Genomic DNA, 22466 nt, shown 5'->3' with positions numbered 1-22466 from the left:
TTATTCTCCTTGAGAAGCAGTTGCATGTTCAACATCTACATGTGCTTCAGATGCAGGAGCATTCTGTTCTACCGCAGTTGCTGAGTGATCAGCACCATGATAGTTAGACATATATTTATTGATCACTGATTCAAATAAGCCTTTTTCTACAGTAGAGAAATACATTACTGGAGATGGCTTAGTTGGATAAGGCTTCATTGCTTCAGCAGCAGCCTTTTCTTCAGGAGTTTTTGCATTTGCTATAAGTACTTCAATTTGGTGCTTAGAGCGGTTGCCATCACGCAAGGCAGCAAATTCCGCCTGATCTAAGATCGGCTTTTGAATTGCTTTAGGATTAATTGTAGTACCTTGACCTGCTTTGATTGCATCAACCCATTCAGCAAATTGTGCATCAGTCACAGAATAAGCACGGAAGTGCATTTGTGAGAAGCCATAACCTGAATAGTTAGAAGAGAAACCGCGGTAGCCATCAGCTGGGCTAGTTTCATTTGCCAATAAGTTCAGGTGAGTTTGCATTCCTGCCATTGCATAGATCTGTCCACCTAACGCTGGGATGAAGAAAGAGTTCATCGTAAAGTTAGATGTTAAACGAAGGCTTAACGGAGTTTTCTCTGGGAAGCGTAATTCGTTTACAGTTGCAATTTCTTGTTCTGGATAGATGAAAATCCATTTAAATTGTTCAGCAATCACTTGAACAGTTAAAGGCTTATTCTCAGATTCAAGAGGGCGGTATGGGTCATACTTGTGGGAGCCCCACCAAGTTAACCAAGCTAAAATACCAATAATAATTACGGGAATACCCCAAACTACAACTTCAATTGCAGTAGAGTGTGCCCAAGTCGGTTTATAGTCTGCATCTTTATTTGACGCGCGATATTTCCAACCAAACCATAATGCCATTAAAGCAGATGGAATAACCACCAAAAGCATTAAGTAGATCGCAGTCATCATCAGGTTACTTTGACCTTCTGCTACTGGACCTTTAGAGTTTAGAAGTACCATATCACCACCACACCCAGTTAAGAGTGCAGCAAGCGTTGATAAAGACAATACAGCTAAAATTGTTTGTCTCATTTTACAACCTCGGTGAAGAGTCCCATTCCCTAAAAAAATATGGGATAGCGATTAAAGTGTCTTGTGATTGGGAATTACTATCAAGTAGATGTTCCAATCATAAGACACCGCTACGTTGTAGGGCATTATGCCTTATATCTGAGAACTAAGCTATACATAAAAGTGCTTTAAATAGCTGTAATAAAAACCAATTTTACCGCTCGGAATTGTATTTTTTTATAATAATTTTATTTTAATATCAATATACTGTATGCCATTAAGGAGGCTTAATCCTTAATGGCTATAAGGGTATTTATTTTTTTATAATAATTGTTTTTGCTAGTTTATCGTGCAATGTTTGACGTTTTTTGCTCAATCCAAAAGCAAAATCTAAAAAAGTGATAAATGGAAAGAGCAAGGCATTCAAAAAAATGAACAGAACAGAGCGAATTGTAAATGCTCTGAGTAGACTGACTGGTGCTTGAGTTTCAGCATCTACAATTTTAATTTTTAGTAGACGTTTGCCAATACTTTGACCTGTTTTTGAAATGATCACAGCTTGAATAATCAGCATAATGAAAATGTATATGCCCATTGCTTGATATGCTTCCATAGGAATCATACCAAATAGTTGACTTTGTAGCTGCTCAACTTGATTTGATGTTGTTGCAGATTGTAACTTTTGTTGTAATTCTATCAATTGTTTTTGTTGTTCTGCTTGAAAGAAAAAAGAAGGAATAACAAAAGCAGGGAGCCAAAGTAGTAAATCAATGACTTTTGCAGCAAAGCGAGAGCCTAATGATGCAAGTTCAGCTTGAGTGTCTGTTGATCTATTTTGAGTCGATTGAGCCTTGTAAGTACTATTTTGATTGTTATTTGGTGTGTTAAACGGAGGTGCCGGCTCAGAAGGAGAAGAAGGGATATTTGGTTGATAAACAAATTGTCCTTGGGTGAGTTCACCTAGCGCCTTCCATTCAGTCATACCTTGATGCCAAACTAAATCTGTTAGTAAAACTTGTTGACTTGCTAACATTTGATTTAATTGTTCAAGTGTATATGGACCAGCTTGTTGATTATTGCGTGCCAAGTAAATCTGCATAAATTTTAAATTCCAAATCAAAAATAAAAAAGACCCATTAATGGGTCTTTTTATCACGTTTTATTACGCTTGTTGAGTATTTTTTTCAGAAAGGAAGAACCAAGTATCTAGAACTGAGTCTGGATTCAATGAAACTGATTCAATACCTTGTTCCATTAACCATTTAGCAAGATCAGGGTGATCTGAAGGACCTTGACCACAGATACCTACATATTTACCTGCTTTACGGCATGCTTGAATTGCCATAGAAAGAAGGACTTTAACAGCTGCATCACGTTCATCAAATAAATGAGATACGATACCAGAATCACGGTCTAGACCTAATGTTAACTGAGTTAAGTCATTTGAACCAATAGAGAATCCATCGAAGTGCTCAAGGAATTGTTCAGCCAATAATGCATTGGTTGGTAATTCACACATCATGATCACTTTAAGACCATTTTCACCACGCTTAAGACCATTTAATGCAAGAAGTTCAATTACACGTTTTGCTTCAGCCACAGTACGTACGAATGGAATCATGATTTGAACATTAGTTAAGCCCATTTCATCACGAACTTTTTTCAATGCACGGCATTCTAATTCGAAGCAATCACGGAAGTTGTCAGAAACATAACGACTTGCACCACGGAAACCAAGCATTGGGTTCTCTTCTTCTGGCTCGTATAATTTACCACCAATTAAGTTTGCATATTCATTTGACTTAAAGTCAGACATACGAACAATAACGGGTTTATCTGCAAAAGCAGCGGCAAGTGTAGAAATACCTTCAACCAGTTTTTCAACATAGAACTCGATTGGAGAAGCATAACCAGCTGTACGAGCCATTACAGCAGCACGTGTTTCGCGTGGAAGGCTATCAATATTAAGTAATGCTTTAGGATGCACACCAATCATACGGTTGATGATGAATTCTAAACGAGCAAGACCAATACCTTCGTTTGGAATTTGAGCAAAATCAAATGCACGGTCAGGGTTGCCTACGTTCATCATAATTTTGAACGGAAGCTTTGGCATAGATTCAACTGAATTCTTTTGAATTTCAAAATCTAAAGAACCTTCGTAAATAAAGCCTGTATCACCTTCAGCACAAGAAACAGTCACTTCTTGACCATCAACTAAGATTTCGGTTGCATTACCGCAACCTACAATTGCGGGAACGCCAAGTTCACGAGCAATAATTGCAGCATGGCAAGTACGACCACCACGGTTAGTGATAATTGCTGCAGCACGCTTCATTACTGGTTCCCAATCTGGGTCAGTCATGTCTGAAACAAGGACGTCACCGTCTTGTACTTTATCCATTTCTTTAATAGAAGTGACAATACGTACGCGACCAGAACCAATACGTTGACCAATTGAACGACCTTCACAAATCACAGTACCTTTTTGTTTTAGGAGGTAACGTTCCATTGTGCCAACGTTTTCACGGCTTTTTACAGTTTCAGGACGAGCTTGGACAATATAGATTAAACCATCATCGCCATCTTTTGCCCATTCGATGTCCATTGGTGAACCATAATGCTTTTCAATGATAAGCGCTTGTTTCGCTAATTCTTGAATTTCTTGGTCATTCAATGCAAATTGTTGACGATCAGCTTTTTCAACATCAACAACAACAACAGATTTACCAGCAGCACCTTCTTCGCCATACACCATTTTTTGATGTTTAGAACCAAGGTTACGACGTAAAACTGCATGTTTACCAGCGTTAAGAAGTGGTTTAGATACATAGAATTCGTCAGGGTTAACGGCACCTTGAACAACCATTTCACCTAAACCATAAGATGCAGTGATAAATACTGCATCACGGAAACCAGATTCAGTATCTAGTGTAAACATAACGCCCGCAGCGCCAGTTTCAGAACGAACCATACGTTGAACACCAGCAGATAACGCTACAACGTCATGTGCAAAGTTTTGGTGAACACGGTAAGAAATAGCACGGTCATTATAAAGAGATGCAAAAACTTCTTTAATTGCAATCAGAACATTATCAATGCCACGAATATTTAAGAAAGTTTCTTGTTGACCAGCGAAAGATGCATCTGGAAGATCTTCTGCTGTTGCAGATGAACGAACGGCAACCGCGATGTCAGGGTTGCCGTTAGATAATGATTCGAATGCAGCACGAATTTCTTTTTCTAATTCTGCTGTAAGCGGAGTATCTACAATCCATTGACGAATTTTTGCGCCAGTTTCAGCTAGAGCATTCACATCATCGACATTCAATGCTGCTAGTTCTGCATTAATTTTAGCGTTTAGGCCACTCTGCTCGAGAAATTCACGATATGCAGCAGCTGTTGTTGCAAAGCCTCCAGGTACCGAAACACCAGCATTTGATAAGTGACTGATCATCTCTCCTAGTGATGAGTTTTTCCCACCAACTAGTTCAACATCATTCTTCCCTAATTTTTCTAGACCAATTACGCGCGCTTCCAAAGTTGTTACTCCACTTTTGCAGTATTAATCACTATCTTGGCATGAAATTATATCAAAAAAACTTAGTAATTGACTTTACTAAGCGACAGTCATGTAAGATGGGGTTACTATAATGATTATATAGTACTAAGACAAATGTTTAAGGAGAATTTTAAATGTCGGATGACAAACAAATTAAGCGGAGTGTTTTTTTTATTTCTGATGGTACTGCCATTACGGCTGAAACCCTTGGACACTCACTGTTAGCACAGTTTCCGCATGTCGATTTCGACATTCATATTATTCCTTATATCAATACTGAAGAGGCTGCCACAGCTGTTGTGGCTGAAATTAATGCACGTTCACAGTTAGATGGTCAGCAACCCTTGGTATTTGATACTTTAGTTGATCAAGATGTTCGAGATATTATTAATACAGCAAATGCTGTGAATCTTGATGTATTTGAAGGACTTATAGAGAGATTGTCTACAGAGCTTGGAACCAAGCCTACAACTTTAGTCGGGCAAACACATGCTGTGACGAATGCTGAATCATATAAAGCGCGTATTGATGCAGTACATTTTGCTTTAGATAACGATGATGGTGCACGTACACGCCATTATGATAAGGCTGATTTGATTCTCATCGGGGTGTCTCGTTCAGGAAAAACACCAACAGCAATTTATCTTTCTTTACAATTTGGTATACGTGTAGCGAACTATCCATTAACAGAAGAAGACCTTGATGATAACCGTTTACCAGCAGTATTAAGACCACATAAAAATAAACTATTTGGATTGATGATTGACTCTGAACGCCTTGTGGCTATTCGTACAGAGCGAAAAGCAGGAAGTCGCTATGCGAGTTTTAACCAATGTCAAATGGAGCTTCGAGCTATTGAAGGAATTTATATTTCTGAAGGCATTAAATATTTAAATGTCTCTGAAATGTCCATCGAGGAAATCTCAACACGTATTATTCAAATGACAGGTCTCAAACGTCGTATTAACTAAATCATTTTTATGATTAAAACTTAAAAGAGCTATTGATATGGCTCTTTTATTACATTTTTCTATTTAATTATCACTTAAAACTATTGAATGAATGAAGCGTTTAAATATTTTTTAATCAATTTCATGCTCAGATAATATAATAATATCAGCTGGATAAGATGAATTATCCATACAAGTTAATTGTTTTTTGACCACTTTTTTTATTGGCCATGTAATAAGACGACAATTTTTAGACTGAAGGGCGGTGTAGTAATCATCCGATCTTAAAAATTTTTTAGGAATATTTGCAATATTGGGGCTTAGCTGTTTTCTCAACCAATCATTGATTACTTTATTTTCTAAAAACCTTAGAGAGGTAATTGATTTTATTCTTTGATTTAAAAATCGCTTATTTCTTGTAAATAATGGATGTATGAATTTTTGAAATAATTTATCTGTTTTAGGTAGTATATATTTGGGTTTAATTTGAAATACGACTACAGATTCAGCACTATTACAAATTGAATTGAGATGTGTGACGGTATTTTGATCTGTCCCTATAATTGCAACATTTTTTGCTGAAAAGTTTTGTGATTCGATCTCTTTAGATTGAATAATTTTTCCGTGAAAATCGAAAGAAATACTTTTGTGAAAAAATGGATGTTTTTCGAGTGTAACGTTTGTTGGTTCGATCATTGTTATTCCTGTATTTATACTTTTAATAAAATTCTAGGTTATGTGAAAAGTTATACTTTTAATTTGGGTATTCTAAAATAGTAAAATTTGAACTGATCAGACAGTTTGTTGTAGTTATTTGAGTTTTAAAATTAAAGTTATGGATTAATTGAAAATATCTTGCTGTTTAAATTATGAGAACAATTAATTATGGTAAGTAAAATGTAAATTTCATTTAGTTTTTTTGAATATAGAACGATGATTTACTGTTAAATAAAAAATATGATTTAAGTAGTAGATCTTGTGATTTCCATTCTGTGTATAAAGTTTTTATAGTGCATAAACAGAAAATAAAATGGAGGTTGGTAATGACGAAAAAGTCGATTCGTTATAATACTGCTGAATTAGCATGCATGTGCTAATGTCATGAGTGGACTGTATAAGCATAAAAACATTCGCTTTCAAAAGTTAAAATTTAGAGTGCTTATAAATAGAAAAATATAATAAAAAATGGGTGAGTCCTTTTAAGGGACTCACTTTTCTAATCTTCAATTTCTTTGACTACATTGAATAGAAATAAAGGTTCAATATTTTGAATAATTTTTCCAAAACCTCGTAACCACCATACTAATTGGGACGTATAAGGCACTGTTGCTGAAACAATCATTAAGCCATCATCTTGTTTAATAATTGTTTGATCTGTACTGAGTTGGCATTCTTCAAAATAGGTTGAATCATGTTCGCTCATGGTGAGTTTAATCTGAATATTTTCGGTGGGTCTTGAATAGTCGACTCTGAAACCGAGTGCACCAGATTCGATATATTTATCAATGTTAAAATCGACAGGATGTAAAGCTCTAGATTCAAGAACTTTCGCAGATTTAAAACGATGTAATGCAAAAGTTTGGATATCTGTTTTATCAAAACGCGTGCATATTAAATATATAACAGCACCTTTTTGTACAAGCGCAAGCGGATTTAAGATATATGTTTTTTCTTCGGATGAAATAGAAATACGAGGTTGGTAAGTACATTCTAATTGTTTATCTTGTAACAAACCTTCGTAAATTGCTTGTTGCGCAGTTCTTTCAACTAAAGGTGGAATTAAGGGCTGAGTCGCTGGAACAATTCTAACTCTATTAATCCATTGACGTACGTTATTTTGATTGGAAAGGCTACGACGTGCTAAGTCAAACCATGGCGTCATTTCTTCAATTAAACTTGGTGGTAGTAAGTGATTTAAATGTTCCTCCACCATCATGAATGTAACTGCTTGAGAGCTGGTCATATGAGGTAGGCTTTGAATAGGGGCATCTGATCTCCAGCGCCAACCCTGTGGAACGGTACCATTATTTTCAATCGGAAAACGTTGGGAAATTTGATTTAAATCACGTTGAATTGTTCGAAGACTAATGTCAATGCCTTCACGTTGCAAAATTTCTTGTAATTCTCTTGTTCCCATCCATTTCCCTGTAGAAAGTCGGGACAAAATTTGCCACTGACGATATAAGGTATTAGATGTTTCTTTTTCTTGGGTTGACATATGTAGTTTCAGAAATCAAATTAAAAAAATCAGTTTTTAAAAAGATGAGCTTAAATAAAAAAGCATCAAACTCATGAGAATCATTAGACTGATATTCTGCAACATTCGTTCACGTGAAAGCAATTCATTTATTGTAATACATTGATATAACAATTTTAAATTATAATATTGTTTATTTTTTGGCATCTAAATTGCATATGTGAATCCAATAAATGATAAAAGAGAGGGTTGCTATGTTGAATGATAATTTAGAAAAAGATTTAGGTGTGGATGCTTTTGCGACGAGTCATATTGCTCGTGATGTAAAGATTGACGGGGGAAACTCTGTACATCAAAAAACTCAACATTTATTTGAAACAATGCAATCAAAATTTTTTAATGAGTTGTTAGATGATCAAGCGATGATGGGGGAGGCGTCTAATCGTATTGCACAATGGTTATCTCAATTCAATATAGATGAATTAAATGCATTAAATGATCGTGCTAAACAGCATTTTTTATATGAAGGCATTACATTTACGGTTTATGGGGAAAATGAAGGAATTGAACGTACAATTCCATTTGATGTAATACCAAGAATTATTGCAAAACAGCAATGGAATAAGATTTCATTAGGATGTTCGCAGCGTGTACGAGCATTGAATTTATTTTTACATGATATTTATCATGAACAAGAAATATTAAAAGCAGGAATTGTTCCTGAATTACAAGTTTTATCACACGAAGCATATCAACCTGCAATGCTTTCTCATAATTTAAAAGGTCGTATTTATAGTCAAATTAGTGGTGTTGATATTATTCGTGACAGCCGAGGTGATTTTTTTGTTTTAGAAGATAATTTGAGAACCCCTTCAGGTGTTTCATATATGCTGGAAGGTCGTAAAATTAGCCAAAAATTAATGCCAGATCTTTGTCGTAGAAGTCATATTTTAGATATTGAAGAATATCCACATTTATTAAAAGAAATATTGGCTGAAAATGCCTATGTTGATAAACCATTTATTGTTGTTTTAACGCCAGGACGTTATAACAGTGCTTATTATGAACATGCATTTTTAGCAAGAGAAATGGATGTGCCTTTAGTGACTTCTCGTGATTTATTTGTTGAAAATGACAAAGTCTATGTCAAAACAATTCGAGGAAAGCAACAAGTCCATGTGATTTATCGTCGTGTAGATGATGCATTTATTGATCCTCTATGCTTTAAGCCTGATAGTACATTAGGTGTACCTGGGTTAATGTCGGCATATTTACAGCACAATGTAGTTATTGCAAATGCGCCAGGTACAGGGGTTGCAGATGATAAATCAATCTATCCATATGTTGATAAAATGATAGATTTTTATTTGGCAGAACGCCCAATTTTACGGAATGTTCCAACGTATCAATGTCGAGAAAAAGAATCCTTAGATTATGTTTTAGAGAATATAGATAAGTTGGTCGTTAAAGAAGCTCAAGGTTCTGGTGGATACGGCATGTTAATTGGTCCTCAAGCCTGTGAGCGTGAACTCTCTGTATTTAAAGATAAAATTATTGCAACACCACATTTATATATTGCACAGCCAACATTAGAGCTTTCAGTTTCACCTACTTTGACAGAGCAGGGTATTGCAGAAAGACATATTGATTTAAGACCATTTGTCTTAAGTTCACCTTATCGTACTGAGATTGTACCTGGAGGGTTAACACGTGTGGCAATGCAGGAAGGTTCTTTGGTCGTGAACTCATCTCAGGGTGGGGGAATTAAGGATACTTGGGTTGTTGATCAAGTGCATTCTTAAGAAAAAATGAGGGAATAATAATGATTCTATTAAATAGTAATGCAGAGCATATTTTTTGGTTGGGGCGCTATATCACGCGTACGCAGTATTTATGTCAATGTTTTCCATTTCAACAAGATGAGCTTGCATTGGAATATGCAAAAGCATTTTGTTTACCTGCATTTGATGCATCTTCATTGAATGAATTGGTTTTGAATGTGAATCAGTCAGCGTCATTTGAACAACAATTTATGTTCATGAAGAATAATATTCATGAATTAAGAGGAATCTTGTCGGCAAAAGGATATGCTGAATTAGGTCAATTAATTAAATTGGCAAGTGAAAATCCAGGTTATATCTGTGATGTTGTGAGTGATTGTTGTGAAATTTTTGAAGCTGAAGCCAATGATGTTTATTTGTTTTTTAAATTGGGGCAGTTATTGGAGCAACTTGATAGACAGTTGAGATTAAAACAAGAGTTGATAGAAACACTTAATGACTTAAATATTGTTATTCAACAATTAAAAGATATTGGATGGTATGAATTAGATGATGTTTGGATTGACCTAAAGCATCAACCGAGTGATCAAAATTATTATGTATTTAGTCAGTGTATTCAGAATATGTTTGAGGTAAAACTATGAAGCTCATGATTAATCATCAAACACATTTTGAGTATACTGAACATGCATGTAATAGCATTCAGTATTTAAAAATGACGCCGTTTAATAATGCACATCAAAAAGTACATTATTGGGATATAAGTGTACCAGGAAGTAGAGAAAAAAAGATCGATGCATTTAATAATGTATGGATTACTAGTACACAACGCTTTGACTATCAACAAATGACGATTATGGCTCAAGGAATTGTTGAATTAAATACAAGTACTGTTTTAGGTTTATCTGATCGTTTGAATCCGTATTTGTTTTTACAACCCACAGTTAATACATTATGTAGCCCTGAAATGAAGGAATTTGCACATCGCTATGTTCCTGAAGTTAATTATGGAAATTTAGTGCAATTAGCGGGAGCTGTGTTGGACTACATTCTATATGTTCCTAAATCAACAAATGTTATGACATCTGCTATAGAGGCTTTTGAGCATCAGCAAGGTGTTTGTCAGGATCATAGTCATGTATTTATTGCGATGTGTAAGGCTTTAGGTGTACCAGCACGATATGTTTCTGGCTATTTGCATGTTGATAATATGCCTCATCTGGCAAGTCACGCATGGTGTGAGGTGTTTTTAAATAACACATGGTATTCTTTTGATATTAGTAATCAATTATTTTCACCAAAATCGCATGTATATGTTGCAGTTGGTCGAGATTATTTAGATGTTGCACCGGTAAGGGGCGTTAGAGAAAAAGGTGGCACAGAAACCATGCACTCAATTGTGCAGGTTCTTGCTTGTTAGATAAAAGAGGGAATTATGACTTATTGTTGTGCGCTACGTTTAAAAGAGGGTTTGGTGTTTGTTAGCGATACGCGCACAAATGCAGGAGTTGATCATATTTCAGTATTTCGGAAATTATATATTTTTGGACAGCCCGGTAAGCGATTTTTTACCATTCAAACCTCAGGAAATTTGGCAACAACACAAGCGGTTATTGGGTTTCTAAAAAATCAATTAACGATAAAGCAAGAGCCAAATTTATATAGTGTAAATACAATGTTTGAAGTTGCTGAACTGGTGGGACAAACGCTCAAAAAAGTGATCAATGATGTAACAACAGATACTTTAGAACAGAGCAATTATTATTGTAGCCTTTTATTGGGAGGGCAAATTGGTCATGAGCCCATGCAGCTTTATAATATTTATCCGCAAGGAAATTTTATTTGTGCAACAAAAGATACGCCTTTTTTTCAAATTGGTGAAAGTAAATATGGAAAACCGATCCTTGATCGTGCACTGGCTTATGATATGCCCCTTGATGAAGCATTGCGTTGTAGTCTAATTTCATTTGATTCTACCTTGCGTTCTAATGTATCCGTTGGAATGCCGTTAGATGTTGTCGTTTATCAAAAAGACAGTTTAATCGTTCCAAATGGTAAGCGTATTTTTGAATCGGACAAGTATTTTCAAAGAATTAGCCATGAGTGGTCAGATTTGTTGAAAAAAGGACTATTAGACTTGCCTAAGCCAACATGTGATTATTTCGAATAATTGTTTGAGCTTTTGTTAAAAAGGAACTACATTTGCAATTGTGTAAATGTGGTTTTTTTATTTTTTTCAAGGGGATATTTAGTGTTTAAATTGAGTTATACAAGTAAAACCACCTCCTCAAAAGAACAATTGTTAATAGATTTAAGAAATATACTTTCTGAGGCAAGAAATTTTAATGTTCTTCATGATGTAACTGGAGTTTTGTATTTTGCAGATGGAACATTTTTTCAGTATTTAGAGGGCGAAAAAGATGATTTATTTATATTAAAAGAAAAGCTTGAAAAGGACTTAAGACATACGGAACTCCAATTTTTTGAAATGCAGGAAATAGAAGTAAGAAAATTCTCTGATTGGGCAATGAAGTATGTTTCAAAGCAAAGCATGATTCAGCAATATTTATTGTCATGCAATGTCTTGGGTTTTCATCCTGAACAACTTAGTCAACAGCAGGTTAATGAATTGGTCGATTTACTCGTATTCATTGAAGATCATGCAGCATAAAATGAACATATATTAAAAAACCCAATCAAATATTGATTGGGTTTTATGTATATTTCTTTTATATGCTAGAGTTATATTTTTCAATTAATGTGCTACTTGCTTCATTTAAGCCTGTAATATGAACTGAAATACCTTGTTGTTTAAATTTATTCACTACACTTTCTAACATATTTACGGATGTAATATCCCATATATGCGCATGTGTTAGGTCAATTTCGATATTTTGAATATTTTCATTGAAGTTAAAAAGTTGGAAAAACTTATCTGAGCTACTAAAAAATATTTGTCCAGAAATTATGTAAATTCTACATTGTGTATTTTTAAGATTAGTTTCAACTTTTACTGAAGCTTCCAATTGATTAATAATGAACAATGCTGATAACAGAACACCAATAAATACGCCAAGCGCTAAATTATGTGTGCAAAGTACAATAATAACAACAGAAATCATCACAACATTAAATGACAGTGGATGTTGCTTAAAATGTCTAACAGAATCCCATTGAAAAGTGGTAAATGAGACCATAATCATGATGGAGACTAATGCTGCCATTGGAATATATGCAAGCCAATCTTTAAAGAAGACGACTAGGCAGAGTAAAAAAATACCAGCTACTAATGTTGATAAACGAGTGCGAGCACCAGAGCTAACATTAATAATCGATTGTCCAATCATGGCACAGCCAGCCATTCCTCCCATAAAACCACTCACAATATTTGCATAACCTTGCCCTCGACATTCTTGATGACGGTCAGCTTCAGTTTGCGTGACTTCATTTACAACAGTTGTTGTCATCATGGTTTCAAGTAAACCAACAGTTGCTAAGGTAACTGAATATGGAAAAATAATAGAAAGAGTTTCGAAATTGAAAGGAATTTGTGGAACTAGGAAAATTGGTAGTGTATCTGGAAAGTGTCCTAAATCGCTGACAGTTCGCATGTCTGCACCTAGAAATAGTGCAATTGAACTTAAAATAATAATACAAATAAGTGGGGAAGGAATTGATTTACCTATTTTGGGAATATATGGAAATGTATAGATTATGATTAAGCCTAAAGCAATAAATAGATATCCTAGAGCATCCATTTTTTGTATTTCAGGAAATTGTGCTATAAAAATTAGAATAGCAAGTGCATTTAAAAAACCAAACACAACAGATTTTGAAACAAAACGCATAAGTTTTGCAACTTTGAAATAGCCAGCAATCACTTGAATGATACCCGTTAAAATTGTGGCAGCGAGTAAGTATTGTAGTCCGTGCTCTTTAACTAATGTAATCATTAGAAGTGCTAAAGCACCTGTTGCTGCTGAAATCATAGCGGGGCGACCACCTAGAAAGGCGATTGAAACAGCAATACAAAATGAAGCATAAAGCCCAACTTGTGGATCTACGCCTGCAATAGCTGAGAAGGCGATAGATTCAGGAATTAATGCTAATCCAACTACTAATCCAGCTAAAATATCTGTACGTATATTAGAAAACCATTCTGCTTTTTTCAGGCTAATCACGATTATTTGTTCAAAAAAATAAAGATGGTTATGTTAAAGCAAATTTGCCGATAAAAGCAGTGATTTTCTACTTGAAAAAGTCTAAATAATCATCAATATTAAATGGGTAAAGATAAATGTGTAAATTTGCGCTTTTTTGTAATTTTATAGGTAATATCACTTGAAAGTTCAATAGAAGCTAGATAGAACAGTAAATAGATAAGTAACAAGGATTAGGTATGAAGCTATATTATTCTCCTGGTGCATGCTCATTAGCTGCCCATATTATTTTAAATGAAATTAATGTCGATTTTGATTTAGAAAAAGTTAATTTAAAAACCCATACAACAGAAAAGGGTACAAATTATTATGAGATTAATCCTAAAGGTTATGTTCCAGCTTTAGAGATTAATCCGGGTTTGATTTTAACTGAAAATGTCGCAATCTTACCTTTTTTAGCTCAACATGATCCTAAGCAAGACTTGATTCCTCCTTCAGGTATGGGGCGAGCAAAAGTTCTAGAATGGCTAGGATATTTGAATTCTGAATTACATGATGCGTATTCAGTATTTTTTGGAGCAGCATTAACTGATGATGCAAAACAAAAAGCTTATGCAGAATTAGATCGTTTATTGACATATATTGATAAAACAATTGCTGAATCAGACAATGAATATTTGGTAGATGATAACTTTGGTCCTGCTGATGCATACTTATTTGTTATTACAAATTGGTCAAGTGTGATTCATCATGACTTAAGCTCATATAAAAATATATTAGCATTAAGAGACAAAGTTGGTGCTCGTCAATCGGTACAAATCGCTATGCGTGATGAAGGGTTAATTGCTTAAATTAAGTATTCTTCATTAAAAAATAGCCTTTTAAAAAGGCTGTTTTTATTTATATTGTTGATGGTTTCTAAAAGGTATTTTATTTTAAATGATATATGGTGATCAAAAAATAAGTGAAAAATATATCTATTCTTTTAATTCATTTGAAGTCATTTGATCTAGAGCGCTTTGATTATGTTGAAATTGAATCTGTTGAAGTGTATTAGGGATAATAGGTTTTAAGCTTGACCAAGTAATTTTAGGTTGAATATTTTCATCGAATGCATTACTTAAAGTTATTTTTAATTTTTTTGTTAAAAAATTTCCACTATATTGTTTAAGCGTTCCATCAGTCTTATAAAGAAGCCAATAATCGAAACCTGTTAAAGTAAATTGTGATTGTATATATTTAAAACGATATTTCCATTCTAGCCCATACCAATTTGAACAAGTGTTCAAGTCATTAAATGAAATATCTAAAATTTTATTTTTAATAGTCAAACTATCTTCATCAATTGCATCACTCATACATGCTTCTTGATCTCTATATGTCCATTCAGGAATTTCTTTAGATAATATTTTTTGATAGCTTTGGTTTTGTTTAAAAAAAATCAGTAATTTTCTATTTTTAATATTGGTATTTTTTGGTTGAATAATAATAGCGAGATCATCTAGATTATCTGCGCTTAAACTACCTTCTGCGTAAGTAAGTACTTCCCAATTTTTAGGGATTAATGATTTTAATTTAGAAGATGTTGTTTGAGAAAATGTAAAAGAGGGGATTAAAATTAAAAGAAAGGTAAAAATTATTTTCATTGTAATTCTCAAATATTAGAAAGTGAAAAGAATGTTTCAACATTCTTTTCACGAAAAAATTATCAGTCTTATTTAAAGAAATACCCAGTTTCAGGTGAGCTTGCATTCGCCATTCGTTTACGAGGCATACGACCTGCTAAATAGGCTTCTCGACCTGCTTCAACTGCTTTTTTCATTGCAGATGCCATTAAAATTGGATTTTGTGCTGCTGCAATAGCGGTATTCATAAGTACACCATCGCAACCTAATTCCATTGCAATAGCAGCATCACTTGCTGTTCCAACACCTGCATCGACAAGAACAGGAACTTTTGCATTTTCTTTAATAATAGAAATAGTGTGCGGGTTTAAAATTCCTAAACCAGAACCAATGAGGCTACCTAAAGGCATAATCGCGACACAACCCATACTTTCAAGTTCTTGTGCAACAATTGGATCATCAGATGTATAAACCATAACTTCAAAACCATCTTCAATTAAGGTTTGAGCAGCTTTTAAGGTTTCTGTGATATTAGGATAAAGTGTTTTTTCATCACCTAAAACTTCAAGTTTTACAAGGTTGTGACCATCTAGTAACTCACGTGCAAGCATGCATGTGCGAATAGCACTGTTTGCATCAAAGCAACCTGCGGTATTTGGTAATAATGTATATTTTTCAGGTGGAATTACAGAAAGTAAATTCGGTTGATCTCGGTGTTGTCCAATATTGACTCGACGAATAGCGAGAGTCACAATTTCTGCACCACTTGCTTGAATAGCTAAATCTGTTTCATGCAGGTCTTTATATTTTCCAGTACCTACGAGTAGGCGAGATTGAAATATGCGTGAGCCAATTTTAAGGGCTGTATCTTCCATGTGTACTCCAAATTAACCGCCACCGACGGCATGAATAATTTCAATTTTATCGTTTTCGGTAAGAATAGCTTGCTCAAGTTTGCTTTTAGAAATAATCATTTCATTTTTTTCTACAGCAAAGCGTTTACCCTCTAAAGCAAGTTCCTGAATGAGTTGTAAAAGATTGGTACATTGAGTTTCTTGTTGTTCGCCATTTAAATAGATTTTCATTTTAAAATCCTATTTTATTTTGCATATTTAAATGCATTCCATGCCAATAATAACCAACCTAAAATCATCAGTGCACCACCAATTGGTGTGATTGCACCTAAGCCTCGTGGTAAGCCTAGTGCCATGATATATAAAGATCCACAGAAAAATAAAATTCCTATTTGAATAAGTAGGAAACTAGATTTAATTGGAATTTGTGGAATGACTTTGGCAATAATGCCAATAGCCAATAAACCTAAGGCACTATAAAAAAAATAATCTGTGGAGGTTTGCCACCAAGCAAGTTGAGCTTCTGTTGCATGAGCTTTGAGTCCATGTGCACCAAATGCACCTAGCATTACAGCGAAAGCTAAATTGAGTGCCGCAATTGCAATCCACATAATAATTTACCAACACTAAAAGTGTTTCAAACATAGCATAAATGTGCTGTTTCAATAAAGTATAATAGCGTTTCAATTATTGAAGTTTTATGTATTAAAAAAAGGGCACTTGGCCCTTTTTTTAATCATTGTTTATATTGTTAATTGGATGACATTGCGACTTTAATTTTTTCCATCGCATTTTTTTCTAATTGGCGAATACGTTCCGCAGAAACGTTATATTCAGCGGCAAGCTCATGTAGTGTGGATTTATCATCATCTAACCAGCGACGTTGTAGAATATTACGAGAACGATCATCAAGCTGTTCCATTGCATCATGAAGTGCAGCGGTGCTTTGTTCTTCATAATCTTCATTTTCAACTAAGCGAGCTGGATCATAACGATTGTCTTCTAAGTACAATGCAGGAGCAACGTGAGTTGAACCTTCGTCGTCATCATCGCCTGAAGCTTCAAATGCAGCATCGTAAGCAGTTAAACGACCTTCCATTTCAAGGACTTGTTCTGCTGTTACATTTAAGTCATTTGCAATTGATTGTGCTTCTTCGAGGGTAAGTTTTTTACTCGATTTTTTTAAACTTCTTAAATTAAAGAATAATTTACGCTGAGCTTTTGTTGTTGCAATTTTAACAATACGCCAATTACGAATGACGTATTCATGAATTTCTGCTTTGATCCAATGGACAGCAAAAGAAACTAAACGTACGCCCATATTAGGGTCGAAGCGTTTAACAGCTTTCATTAGGCCTAAATTGCCCTCTTGGATGAGATCCCCTTGCGGCAAACCATAACCCGCATAGCTACGTGCAATATGCACAACAAAACGTAAATGTGACATGACTAGCATCTTTGCAGCGTCAAGATCTTGGTCATAGAAATATCGTTCAGCTAACTCTTTTTCTTGTTCAGCTGTTAAAATTGGTATTTGATTGACAGTACTAATATAAGCACCGAGATTTGCACCTGGCGCCGATAATGACAGGGGCATCAATTGATTGCTGCTGTCACTCATATTGTCTCCTCATAGGATTGTGTAAATGACTATGCTTTATCTTAAAGCTAATAACGTTAGACATTAAAGCTCAATTAGTGAAGAAATGTAATCTTTAATGTCAAATATGAATAAAATGAGAACAGAAAGATCATATTATACTTCAATAATATAGTGAAATTCATATTCTGAAATCTTCAAGGATTCACATTTGATGTGATTTATTTCACAGTAACGTGAAATATCTTGCAAACTGTGTGGGTCTGAAGACTTTAATAAAATTTTTTTTCCTTGATTGTTCTTTAATGAACGTTTGAGCATTAATAATGGCATGGGGCAAGGTTTACCCATTGCGTCAATGACATTCATTGATGAATCAATATCATTCATGATCAAATTTTAAGTAAATTACATTTAAGAACATATTATATTAGCAAATTTAAAGCCAAATCCAAAAAAAAATTTATTTAATTTAACAAAGGTCTATGCATAAAAATGACGTATAAATTAAATCACTAAAATTGAATAAGATATATAAAAAAAAATCTATTAATTGTTTTAAACACATGGTAAGCTCATTTCGAATTAGGATTTACAACAACTAAAAATTGTTTGAAACCTACTTCATATTATGGATGTAACCGGGATTTTGTTAATAGTTTCACAGAATGATTACAAGATTAGAAATAAAAATTGTTTTTAACCCTTGTTTGTCTGCTGTTTGCAACACCGGGTGGTCCTTCTATTAAATCAATGAGGATTAACTTATGACAGCTGCTCGCGAACAAGGCGTAGTAAAATGGTTTAACGACACTAAAGGCTTTGGCTTTATTCAACGCAATGGCGGTGATGATGTATTTGTTCACTTCCGTGCTATCCAAGGCGACGGCCACCGTTCACTTCGTGACGGTCAACGCGTTGAATTCAGCGTAGTTAAAGGTCAAAAAGGCTTCCAAGCTGAAGAAGTTCAGCCATTAGACTAATCTTTAGATTGGTTTGAGGAAAACGCCCTGATGTATATTGGGGCGTTTTTTGTTTATAATGTAAAAACTTTATTTATCCATTAGTGAGTTAGAGCATATTAATATGTCAGCTGGTTTTGAAACCTTAAATTTACATCCTGATTTGAAAAAAGCAATTGATGCATTAGGCTTTAGCACTATGACATCAATTCAGCAGAAGGTTTTAAAATATACATTAGCCGGGCATGATGCAATTGGTCGAGCACAAACTGGTACTGGTAAGACAGCTGCCTTCTTAATTAGTGTAATCAATGATCTGCTGAATAATCCAATTCAAGAACAGAGATACCGTGGTGAACCACGTGCATTAATTTTGGCTCCGACACGTGAACTTGCATTACAAATTGAAAGTGATGCTAAAGAGTTAACTAAGTTTACGAATTTACATTTGGTGACGCTTCTTGGTGGTGTTGATTTTGATAAGCAAACTTCACTTTTAGATAAAAATTTTGTAGATATTATGGTGGCAACACCAGGTCGACTCATTGATTTAGTTGAACAAAAGCAAGTTTGGTTGGATCAGATAGAATTTTTAGTAATTGATGAAGCAGATCGTTTATTGGATATGGGATTTATTCCATCTGTTAAGCGTATTGTTCGTTATTCACCAAGAAAAGAACAACGCCAAACTTTAATGTTCTCTGCGACATTTAACTATGATGTATTAAATTTAGCTCAGCAATGGTTATTTGAACCTGTAACAGTTGAAATTGAACCTGATAAGAAGACCAATGCAGATGTAGAACAACGAGTTTACATGGTTGCAGGTTCAGATAAATATAAATTATTGCAAGATATTTTACGTGATGAACCTATTGAAAAAGTGATGATTTTTGCAAATCGTCGTGACCAAGTTAGACGCTTATACGATCATTTGAAAAAAGATGGTTATAAAGTTGTAATGCTTTCAGGTGAAATTGCACAAGACAAGCGTTTAAAAATGCTTGATCAGTTCAAAAATGGTAAACAAAATATTATGATTGCAACTGATGTTGCTGGTCGTGGTATTCATGTTGATGGTGTCTCTCATGTCATCAATTTTACTTTACCAGAGCAGTCAGATGATTATGTACATCGTATTGGTCGTACGGGTCGTGCAGGTACTCGTGGTGTAAGTATTAGTTTCTTGTCTGAAGATGATGCTTTTTATCTTCCAGAAATTGAAAAAGCGATTGGGCAAAAATTACCGCTAACGCGATTAGATGGTTATTGCTAATCGAGTAAATCCTTAAAGAGGGTTGAAGAGATAAAAAATGCCACGATAAAGTGGCATTTTTTTATGGCTATTATTTACATTGAAAACTTAGCGTTGTTTGATAATCATCATCATTTGATATATCTGTATTGGTACCTGAGAGTTTGCCTAAAACATTTGTTGCTGCTTGAATAAGTTTTCCAGTTTGAGGGTCAACAACTCCTTGTAATACGCCGTTGTAAGTTGTTTTTTCATTTAAAATAATTGCAGATAATTTACCACAAGATTTATTTGCTGCATTTGCAGCATTATTTTTAGCAATTAATTCGGTTTTGCCTAATCCTGTTACTTCGAATTGACTATTTGGTTTTTGGATGATTGTTGTGTGGTTTGATGGTGTGGTTGAGCAAGCACTCATGAGTAGTGCTGAAAAGAGGCCAGTTAATACCATTTTTTTATTCATATTTTACTCAATCAGTTAGTGATTTAATCTATCCATTGAATCATAAAAATAGATGTGAAAAATGGAGAAATATATGAAAAGCTTAATTTTATTGTATATCTATTATATTTAAAGAGATTTTACATGTAATACTTAGATAAAATATTCTACATATTGAAGTGGAGAAAGAAAAATTGTTTGTGCTAATCTAAGAGTTAATTTCAGTTAGATTGTAAATGCAATGGTTGATTTAGTCGTAGAGAGCGTGCATCAAAATATTCATCAACGTCAATCTATTGGGCATTTAGTTGAACCAGCTCCGAATGCAGAGCAGTTAGAAAAAGCTTTTGTTGCAGCTTTAACAGCACCTGATCATCATCGTTTAAAACCAACCCGATTTGTGGTGATTCCTGAAGATCAACGTGAAGCATTTGGTGAGTTATTATCACAAGCATTAGCGGATACAGGTCAAACTGAAGCAGCGCAATTAGAGAGAGTGAAGAATCATCCTTATCGTGCACCACTATTGGTAATTGCATTAACTAAATTTATTGAGCATCCTAAAGTTCCATATTTTGAGCAGACTTTAAGTACTGGCGCAGCAATTCAAAACTTCTTACTTTCACTACAAGCACAGGGGTTTTCGACAATGTGGCGCAGTGGGGCAGTTGTAGAATCAAAGCATTTTAAGCAAGCACTCGGTTTAAATGAAAATGACTTAATCTCGGGTATTATTTATATTGGAACAGCGGTTAAAGCAATACCGCCAAGGCATGAAATAAACGTAAATGAGTTTGTGCATCATTGGAATAAATAAAATAAGGAAAAAGACATTATGTCTGAGTTGGATTTTTCAGGTTTAATTGATCAATTGAAAATAGAAAAAGAAGGTGATTTAAGGATTACAGTTCTAGGCGGTGGTAGTTTTGGTACTGCCATGGCAAATACTGCGGTCCGTAATGGTTGCGATACCATGATTTGGATTCGTGATGATGCTGTTGCGAAAGAGATTAATGAAACACATATCAATAAGCGTTATTTACCTGATTTTTTACTAGAACCTGAACTTAAGGCTGTTTCGGACTTAGAACTTGCGGTAAGAGATCGAGATATTATTTTAGTCGCAATTCCAAGCCATTCCTTTAGAAGTGTTTTAAAACAGACAAAACCATTTATTAGTGGTCAGGCGATTGTATCTTTAACGAAAGGTATTGAAGCAGAAACGTTTAGTTTTATGAGCGATATCATTTGCCAAGAATTACCTGAAGTACCTTATGGTGTACTTTCTGGTCCTAATTTAGCAAAAGAAATTGTTGCAGGACAGCCTGCTGGAACTGTGATTGCGAGTGATTCAGAATTGGTTAGAACATCAGTTCAGCAAGCCTTACATAGTGCATTATTTCGTGTATTTGCCAGTGATGATGTAAATGGTGTTGAACTTGGCGGTGCGTTAAAAAATATTTATGCGGTCGCAATGGGTATGGCAGCAGCATATGATGTGGGTGAAAATACAAAAAGTATGATTTTGACACGTGCTTTGGCTGAAATGAGTCGCTTTGCTGTAACATTAGGTGCAAACCCATTAACCTTTCTTGGTTTGTCTGGTGTTGGTGATTTGTTTGCAACTTGTAGTAGCCCTTTAAGTCGTAACTATCAAGTCGGTTATGCTCTAGGAAAAGGAAAAACTTTAGAGCAGGCGACAACAGAGCTGGGTCAAACTGCTGAAGGTATTAATACGATTGTTCAGGTCAAGAAACGTGCTGAAGACCTAGGTGTATATATGCCAATCACATGTGCACTATATGATGTGATTTATCAAGGTGCACCACCAGTAAGTATTGCATTTTCTTTAATGAAAAATGGTAATCGTAGTGATGTGGAGTTTGTTCTACCACATCAGTAAGCAGAAAATTAATATAAAAATGACAAATACTGTCAGGTATTTGTCATGGTAAAACTTTATAATTGTGTTGATATAAAATTTGATGCTGATTTTTAATTTCAAATCTTAAAAAAGATGGTAAT

Annotated in this window: 24 protein-coding genes; 11 read left to right on the top strand and 13 right to left on the bottom strand. The window is 34.6% G+C overall.

What is annotated here, in order from left to right:
• From cyoA to ppsA, 3 genes are all read right to left on the bottom strand, one after another.
• A complete protein-coding gene (cyoA, locus tag AOY20_RS13080; protein ID WP_054582275.1) occupies window positions 1-1074 on the bottom strand; it encodes a ubiquinol oxidase subunit II in 1074 nt (357 codons plus the stop codon).
• A 292-nt stretch (window positions 1075-1366) separates the two neighbouring features.
• Window positions 1367-2152, bottom strand: coding sequence for an RDD family protein (locus tag AOY20_RS13075; protein ID WP_054582274.1), 786 nt, complete (start codon window positions 2150-2152; stop codon window positions 1367-1369).
• A 63-nt stretch (window positions 2153-2215) separates the two neighbouring features.
• Window positions 2216-4594: a phosphoenolpyruvate synthase gene (gene ppsA, locus AOY20_RS13070; RefSeq protein WP_054582273.1), complete on the bottom strand. Its 2379-nt coding sequence runs from the start codon at window positions 4592-4594 to the stop codon at window positions 2216-2218.
• A gap of 155 nt (window positions 4595-4749) precedes the next feature.
• Between ppsA and ppsR the strand changes: the two genes are divergently transcribed.
• Complete coding sequence (gene ppsR / locus AOY20_RS13065) at window positions 4750-5586, top strand: posphoenolpyruvate synthetase regulatory kinase/phosphorylase PpsR (protein WP_054582272.1); 837 nt, start codon at window positions 4750-4752, stop codon at window positions 5584-5586.
• A 111-nt stretch (window positions 5587-5697) separates the two neighbouring features.
• Here the strand turns inward: ppsR and AOY20_RS13060 are convergent, their stop codons facing one another.
• Window positions 5698-6261, bottom strand: coding sequence for an NAD(P)/FAD-dependent oxidoreductase (locus tag AOY20_RS13060; protein ID WP_054582271.1), 564 nt, complete (start codon window positions 6259-6261; stop codon window positions 5698-5700).
• 520 nt (window positions 6262-6781) lie between these two features.
• Window positions 6782-7783 (bottom strand): helix-turn-helix transcriptional regulator, encoded by a 1002-nt coding sequence (locus tag AOY20_RS13055; RefSeq protein ID WP_054582270.1) that lies wholly within the window; start codon window positions 7781-7783, stop codon window positions 6782-6784.
• Between the two features lie 233 nt (window positions 7784-8016).
• On the opposite strand from AOY20_RS13055, the gene AOY20_RS13050 reads away from it, so the two are divergent.
• The 5 genes from AOY20_RS13050 to AOY20_RS13030 all read left to right on the top strand — a co-directional run bounded on the left by AOY20_RS13050 (window position 8017) and on the right by AOY20_RS13030 (window position 12214).
• Window positions 8017-9564: a circularly permuted type 2 ATP-grasp protein gene (locus AOY20_RS13050; protein WP_054582269.1), complete on the top strand. Its 1548-nt coding sequence runs from the start codon at window positions 8017-8019 to the stop codon at window positions 9562-9564.
• Between the two features lie 20 nt (window positions 9565-9584).
• Entirely contained in the window at window positions 9585-10187 is a 603-nt protein-coding gene (locus AOY20_RS13045) for an alpha-E domain-containing protein (RefSeq protein WP_054582268.1), read from the top strand.
• Entirely contained in the window at window positions 10184-10963 is a 780-nt protein-coding gene (locus AOY20_RS13040) for a transglutaminase family protein (RefSeq protein ID WP_054582267.1), read from the top strand. Before AOY20_RS13045 ends, AOY20_RS13040 begins: the two co-directional genes overlap by 4 nt.
• Window positions 10964-10978: 15 nt before the next feature.
• Window positions 10979-11713: a proteasome-type protease gene (locus AOY20_RS13035; RefSeq protein WP_054582266.1), complete on the top strand. Its 735-nt coding sequence runs from the start codon at window positions 10979-10981 to the stop codon at window positions 11711-11713.
• A gap of 81 nt (window positions 11714-11794) precedes the next feature.
• Window positions 11795-12214 (top strand): BLUF domain-containing protein, encoded by a 420-nt coding sequence (locus AOY20_RS13030; protein ID WP_227510339.1) that lies wholly within the window; start codon window positions 11795-11797, stop codon window positions 12212-12214.
• 58 nt (window positions 12215-12272) lie between these two features.
• Here the strand turns inward: AOY20_RS13030 and AOY20_RS13025 are convergent, their stop codons facing one another.
• Entirely contained in the window at window positions 12273-13724 is a 1452-nt protein-coding gene (locus tag AOY20_RS13025) for a SulP family inorganic anion transporter (protein ID WP_054582264.1), read from the bottom strand.
• A 218-nt stretch (window positions 13725-13942) separates the two neighbouring features.
• Here AOY20_RS13025 and AOY20_RS13020 point away from each other — a divergent pair, with 218 nt between their 5' ends.
• Window positions 13943-14554 (top strand): glutathione binding-like protein, encoded by a 612-nt coding sequence (locus AOY20_RS13020; RefSeq protein WP_054582263.1) that lies wholly within the window; start codon window positions 13943-13945, stop codon window positions 14552-14554.
• A gap of 126 nt (window positions 14555-14680) precedes the next feature.
• Here the strand turns inward: AOY20_RS13020 and AOY20_RS13015 are convergent, their stop codons facing one another.
• The 6 genes from AOY20_RS13015 to AOY20_RS12990 all read right to left on the bottom strand — a co-directional run bounded on the left by AOY20_RS13015 (window position 14681) and on the right by AOY20_RS12990 (window position 18172).
• On the bottom strand, window positions 14681-15349 hold the full coding sequence (locus tag AOY20_RS13015) for a hypothetical protein (protein ID WP_054582262.1): 669 nt from the start codon (window positions 15347-15349) through the stop codon (window positions 14681-14683).
• Between the two features lie 68 nt (window positions 15350-15417).
• A complete protein-coding gene (locus AOY20_RS13010; RefSeq protein WP_054582261.1) occupies window positions 15418-16203 on the bottom strand; it encodes a thiazole synthase in 786 nt (261 codons plus the stop codon).
• A 12-nt stretch (window positions 16204-16215) separates the two neighbouring features.
• Entirely contained in the window at window positions 16216-16413 is a 198-nt protein-coding gene (gene thiS, locus AOY20_RS13005; protein ID WP_054582260.1) for a sulfur carrier protein ThiS, read from the bottom strand.
• 14 nt (window positions 16414-16427) lie between these two features.
• Window positions 16428-16793, bottom strand: a complete 366-nt coding sequence (locus AOY20_RS13000; RefSeq protein WP_054582259.1) for a DUF423 domain-containing protein — start codon at window positions 16791-16793, stop codon at window positions 16428-16430.
• A 140-nt stretch (window positions 16794-16933) separates the two neighbouring features.
• Entirely contained in the window at window positions 16934-17803 is an 870-nt protein-coding gene (rpoH, locus tag AOY20_RS12995) for an RNA polymerase sigma factor RpoH (protein WP_054582258.1), read from the bottom strand.
• Window positions 17804-17938: 135 nt separating this feature from the next.
• Entirely contained in the window at window positions 17939-18172 is a 234-nt protein-coding gene (locus AOY20_RS12990; RefSeq protein WP_054582257.1) for a sulfurtransferase TusA family protein, read from the bottom strand.
• A 377-nt stretch (window positions 18173-18549) separates the two neighbouring features.
• Between AOY20_RS12990 and AOY20_RS12985 the strand changes: the two genes are divergently transcribed.
• Together AOY20_RS12985 and rhlB are read left to right on the top strand one after the other, a co-directional pair.
• The gene (locus AOY20_RS12985) at window positions 18550-18765 is read left to right on the top strand and encodes a cold-shock protein (RefSeq protein ID WP_004280099.1); all 216 of its coding nucleotides are present in this window, start codon (window positions 18550-18552) and stop codon (window positions 18763-18765) included.
• Window positions 18766-18868: 103 nt separating this feature from the next.
• Window positions 18869-20020 (top strand): ATP-dependent RNA helicase RhlB, encoded by a 1152-nt coding sequence (gene rhlB / locus AOY20_RS12980; RefSeq protein ID WP_054582256.1) that lies wholly within the window; start codon window positions 18869-18871, stop codon window positions 20018-20020.
• A gap of 70 nt (window positions 20021-20090) precedes the next feature.
• On the opposite strand, the gene AOY20_RS12975 is transcribed toward rhlB, so the two are convergent.
• On the bottom strand, window positions 20091-20462 hold the full coding sequence (locus tag AOY20_RS12975) for a hypothetical protein (protein WP_054582255.1): 372 nt from the start codon (window positions 20460-20462) through the stop codon (window positions 20091-20093).
• Between the two features lie 220 nt (window positions 20463-20682).
• On the opposite strand from AOY20_RS12975, the gene AOY20_RS12970 reads away from it, so the two are divergent.
• Both AOY20_RS12970 and AOY20_RS12965 read left to right on the top strand, forming a co-directional pair.
• Window positions 20683-21258: a nitroreductase family protein gene (locus tag AOY20_RS12970; protein WP_054582254.1), complete on the top strand. Its 576-nt coding sequence runs from the start codon at window positions 20683-20685 to the stop codon at window positions 21256-21258.
• An 18-nt stretch (window positions 21259-21276) separates the two neighbouring features.
• The gene (locus AOY20_RS12965; RefSeq protein WP_054582253.1) at window positions 21277-22344 is read left to right on the top strand and encodes an NAD(P)H-dependent glycerol-3-phosphate dehydrogenase; all 1068 of its coding nucleotides are present in this window, start codon (window positions 21277-21279) and stop codon (window positions 22342-22344) included.
• Window positions 22345-22466: the final 122 nt, after the last annotated feature.

Origin of the sequence: Acinetobacter equi (assembly GCF_001307195.1) — a bacterium.
Classification (GTDB): Bacteria; Pseudomonadota; Gammaproteobacteria; order Pseudomonadales; family Moraxellaceae; genus Acinetobacter; species Acinetobacter equi.
The sequence above is the reverse complement of the archived record's forward strand: the minus strand, read 5'-3'. Positions and strand labels throughout refer to the sequence as shown.

Excerpts from the sequence above, each read along its gene's own strand:
- cyoA (WP_054582275.1), bottom strand. The coding sequence starts at position 1,074 with ATGAGACAAACAATTTTAGCTGTATTGTCTTTATCAACGCTTGCTGCA.
- AOY20_RS13075 (WP_054582274.1), bottom strand. The coding sequence starts at position 2,152 with ATGCAGATTTACTTGGCACGCAATAATCAACAAGCTGGTCCATATACA.
- ppsR (WP_054582272.1), top strand. The coding sequence starts at position 4,750 with ATGTCGGATGACAAACAAATTAAGCGGAGTGTTTTTTTTATTTCTGAT.
- AOY20_RS13060 (WP_054582271.1), bottom strand. The coding sequence starts at position 6,261 with ATGATCGAACCAACAAACGTTACACTCGAAAAACATCCATTTTTTCAC.
- AOY20_RS13055 (WP_054582270.1), bottom strand. The coding sequence starts at position 7,783 with ATGTCAACCCAAGAAAAAGAAACATCTAATACCTTATATCGTCAGTGG.
- AOY20_RS13050 (WP_054582269.1), top strand. The coding sequence starts at position 8,017 with ATGTTGAATGATAATTTAGAAAAAGATTTAGGTGTGGATGCTTTTGCG.
- AOY20_RS13045 (WP_054582268.1), top strand. The coding sequence starts at position 9,585 with ATGATTCTATTAAATAGTAATGCAGAGCATATTTTTTGGTTGGGGCGC.
- AOY20_RS13040 (WP_054582267.1), top strand. The coding sequence starts at position 10,184 with ATGAAGCTCATGATTAATCATCAAACACATTTTGAGTATACTGAACAT.
- AOY20_RS13035 (WP_054582266.1), top strand. The coding sequence starts at position 10,979 with ATGACTTATTGTTGTGCGCTACGTTTAAAAGAGGGTTTGGTGTTTGTT.
- AOY20_RS13020 (WP_054582263.1), top strand. The coding sequence starts at position 13,943 with ATGAAGCTATATTATTCTCCTGGTGCATGCTCATTAGCTGCCCATATT.
- AOY20_RS13015 (WP_054582262.1), bottom strand. The coding sequence starts at position 15,349 with ATGAAAATAATTTTTACCTTTCTTTTAATTTTAATCCCCTCTTTTACA.
- AOY20_RS13010 (WP_054582261.1), bottom strand. The coding sequence starts at position 16,203 with ATGGAAGATACAGCCCTTAAAATTGGCTCACGCATATTTCAATCTCGC.
- thiS (WP_054582260.1), bottom strand. The coding sequence starts at position 16,413 with ATGAAAATCTATTTAAATGGCGAACAACAAGAAACTCAATGTACCAAT.
- AOY20_RS13000 (WP_054582259.1), bottom strand. The coding sequence starts at position 16,793 with ATGTGGATTGCAATTGCGGCACTCAATTTAGCTTTCGCTGTAATGCTA.
- rpoH (WP_054582258.1), bottom strand. The coding sequence starts at position 17,803 with ATGAGTGACAGCAGCAATCAATTGATGCCCCTGTCATTATCGGCGCCA.
- AOY20_RS12990 (WP_054582257.1), bottom strand. The coding sequence starts at position 18,172 with ATGAATGATATTGATTCATCAATGAATGTCATTGACGCAATGGGTAAA.
- AOY20_RS12985 (WP_004280099.1), top strand. The coding sequence starts at position 18,550 with ATGACAGCTGCTCGCGAACAAGGCGTAGTAAAATGGTTTAACGACACT.
- rhlB (WP_054582256.1), top strand. The coding sequence starts at position 18,869 with ATGTCAGCTGGTTTTGAAACCTTAAATTTACATCCTGATTTGAAAAAA.
- AOY20_RS12975 (WP_054582255.1), bottom strand. The coding sequence starts at position 20,462 with ATGAATAAAAAAATGGTATTAACTGGCCTCTTTTCAGCACTACTCATG.
- AOY20_RS12970 (WP_054582254.1), top strand. The coding sequence starts at position 20,683 with ATGGTTGATTTAGTCGTAGAGAGCGTGCATCAAAATATTCATCAACGT.
- AOY20_RS12965 (WP_054582253.1), top strand. The coding sequence starts at position 21,277 with ATGTCTGAGTTGGATTTTTCAGGTTTAATTGATCAATTGAAAATAGAA.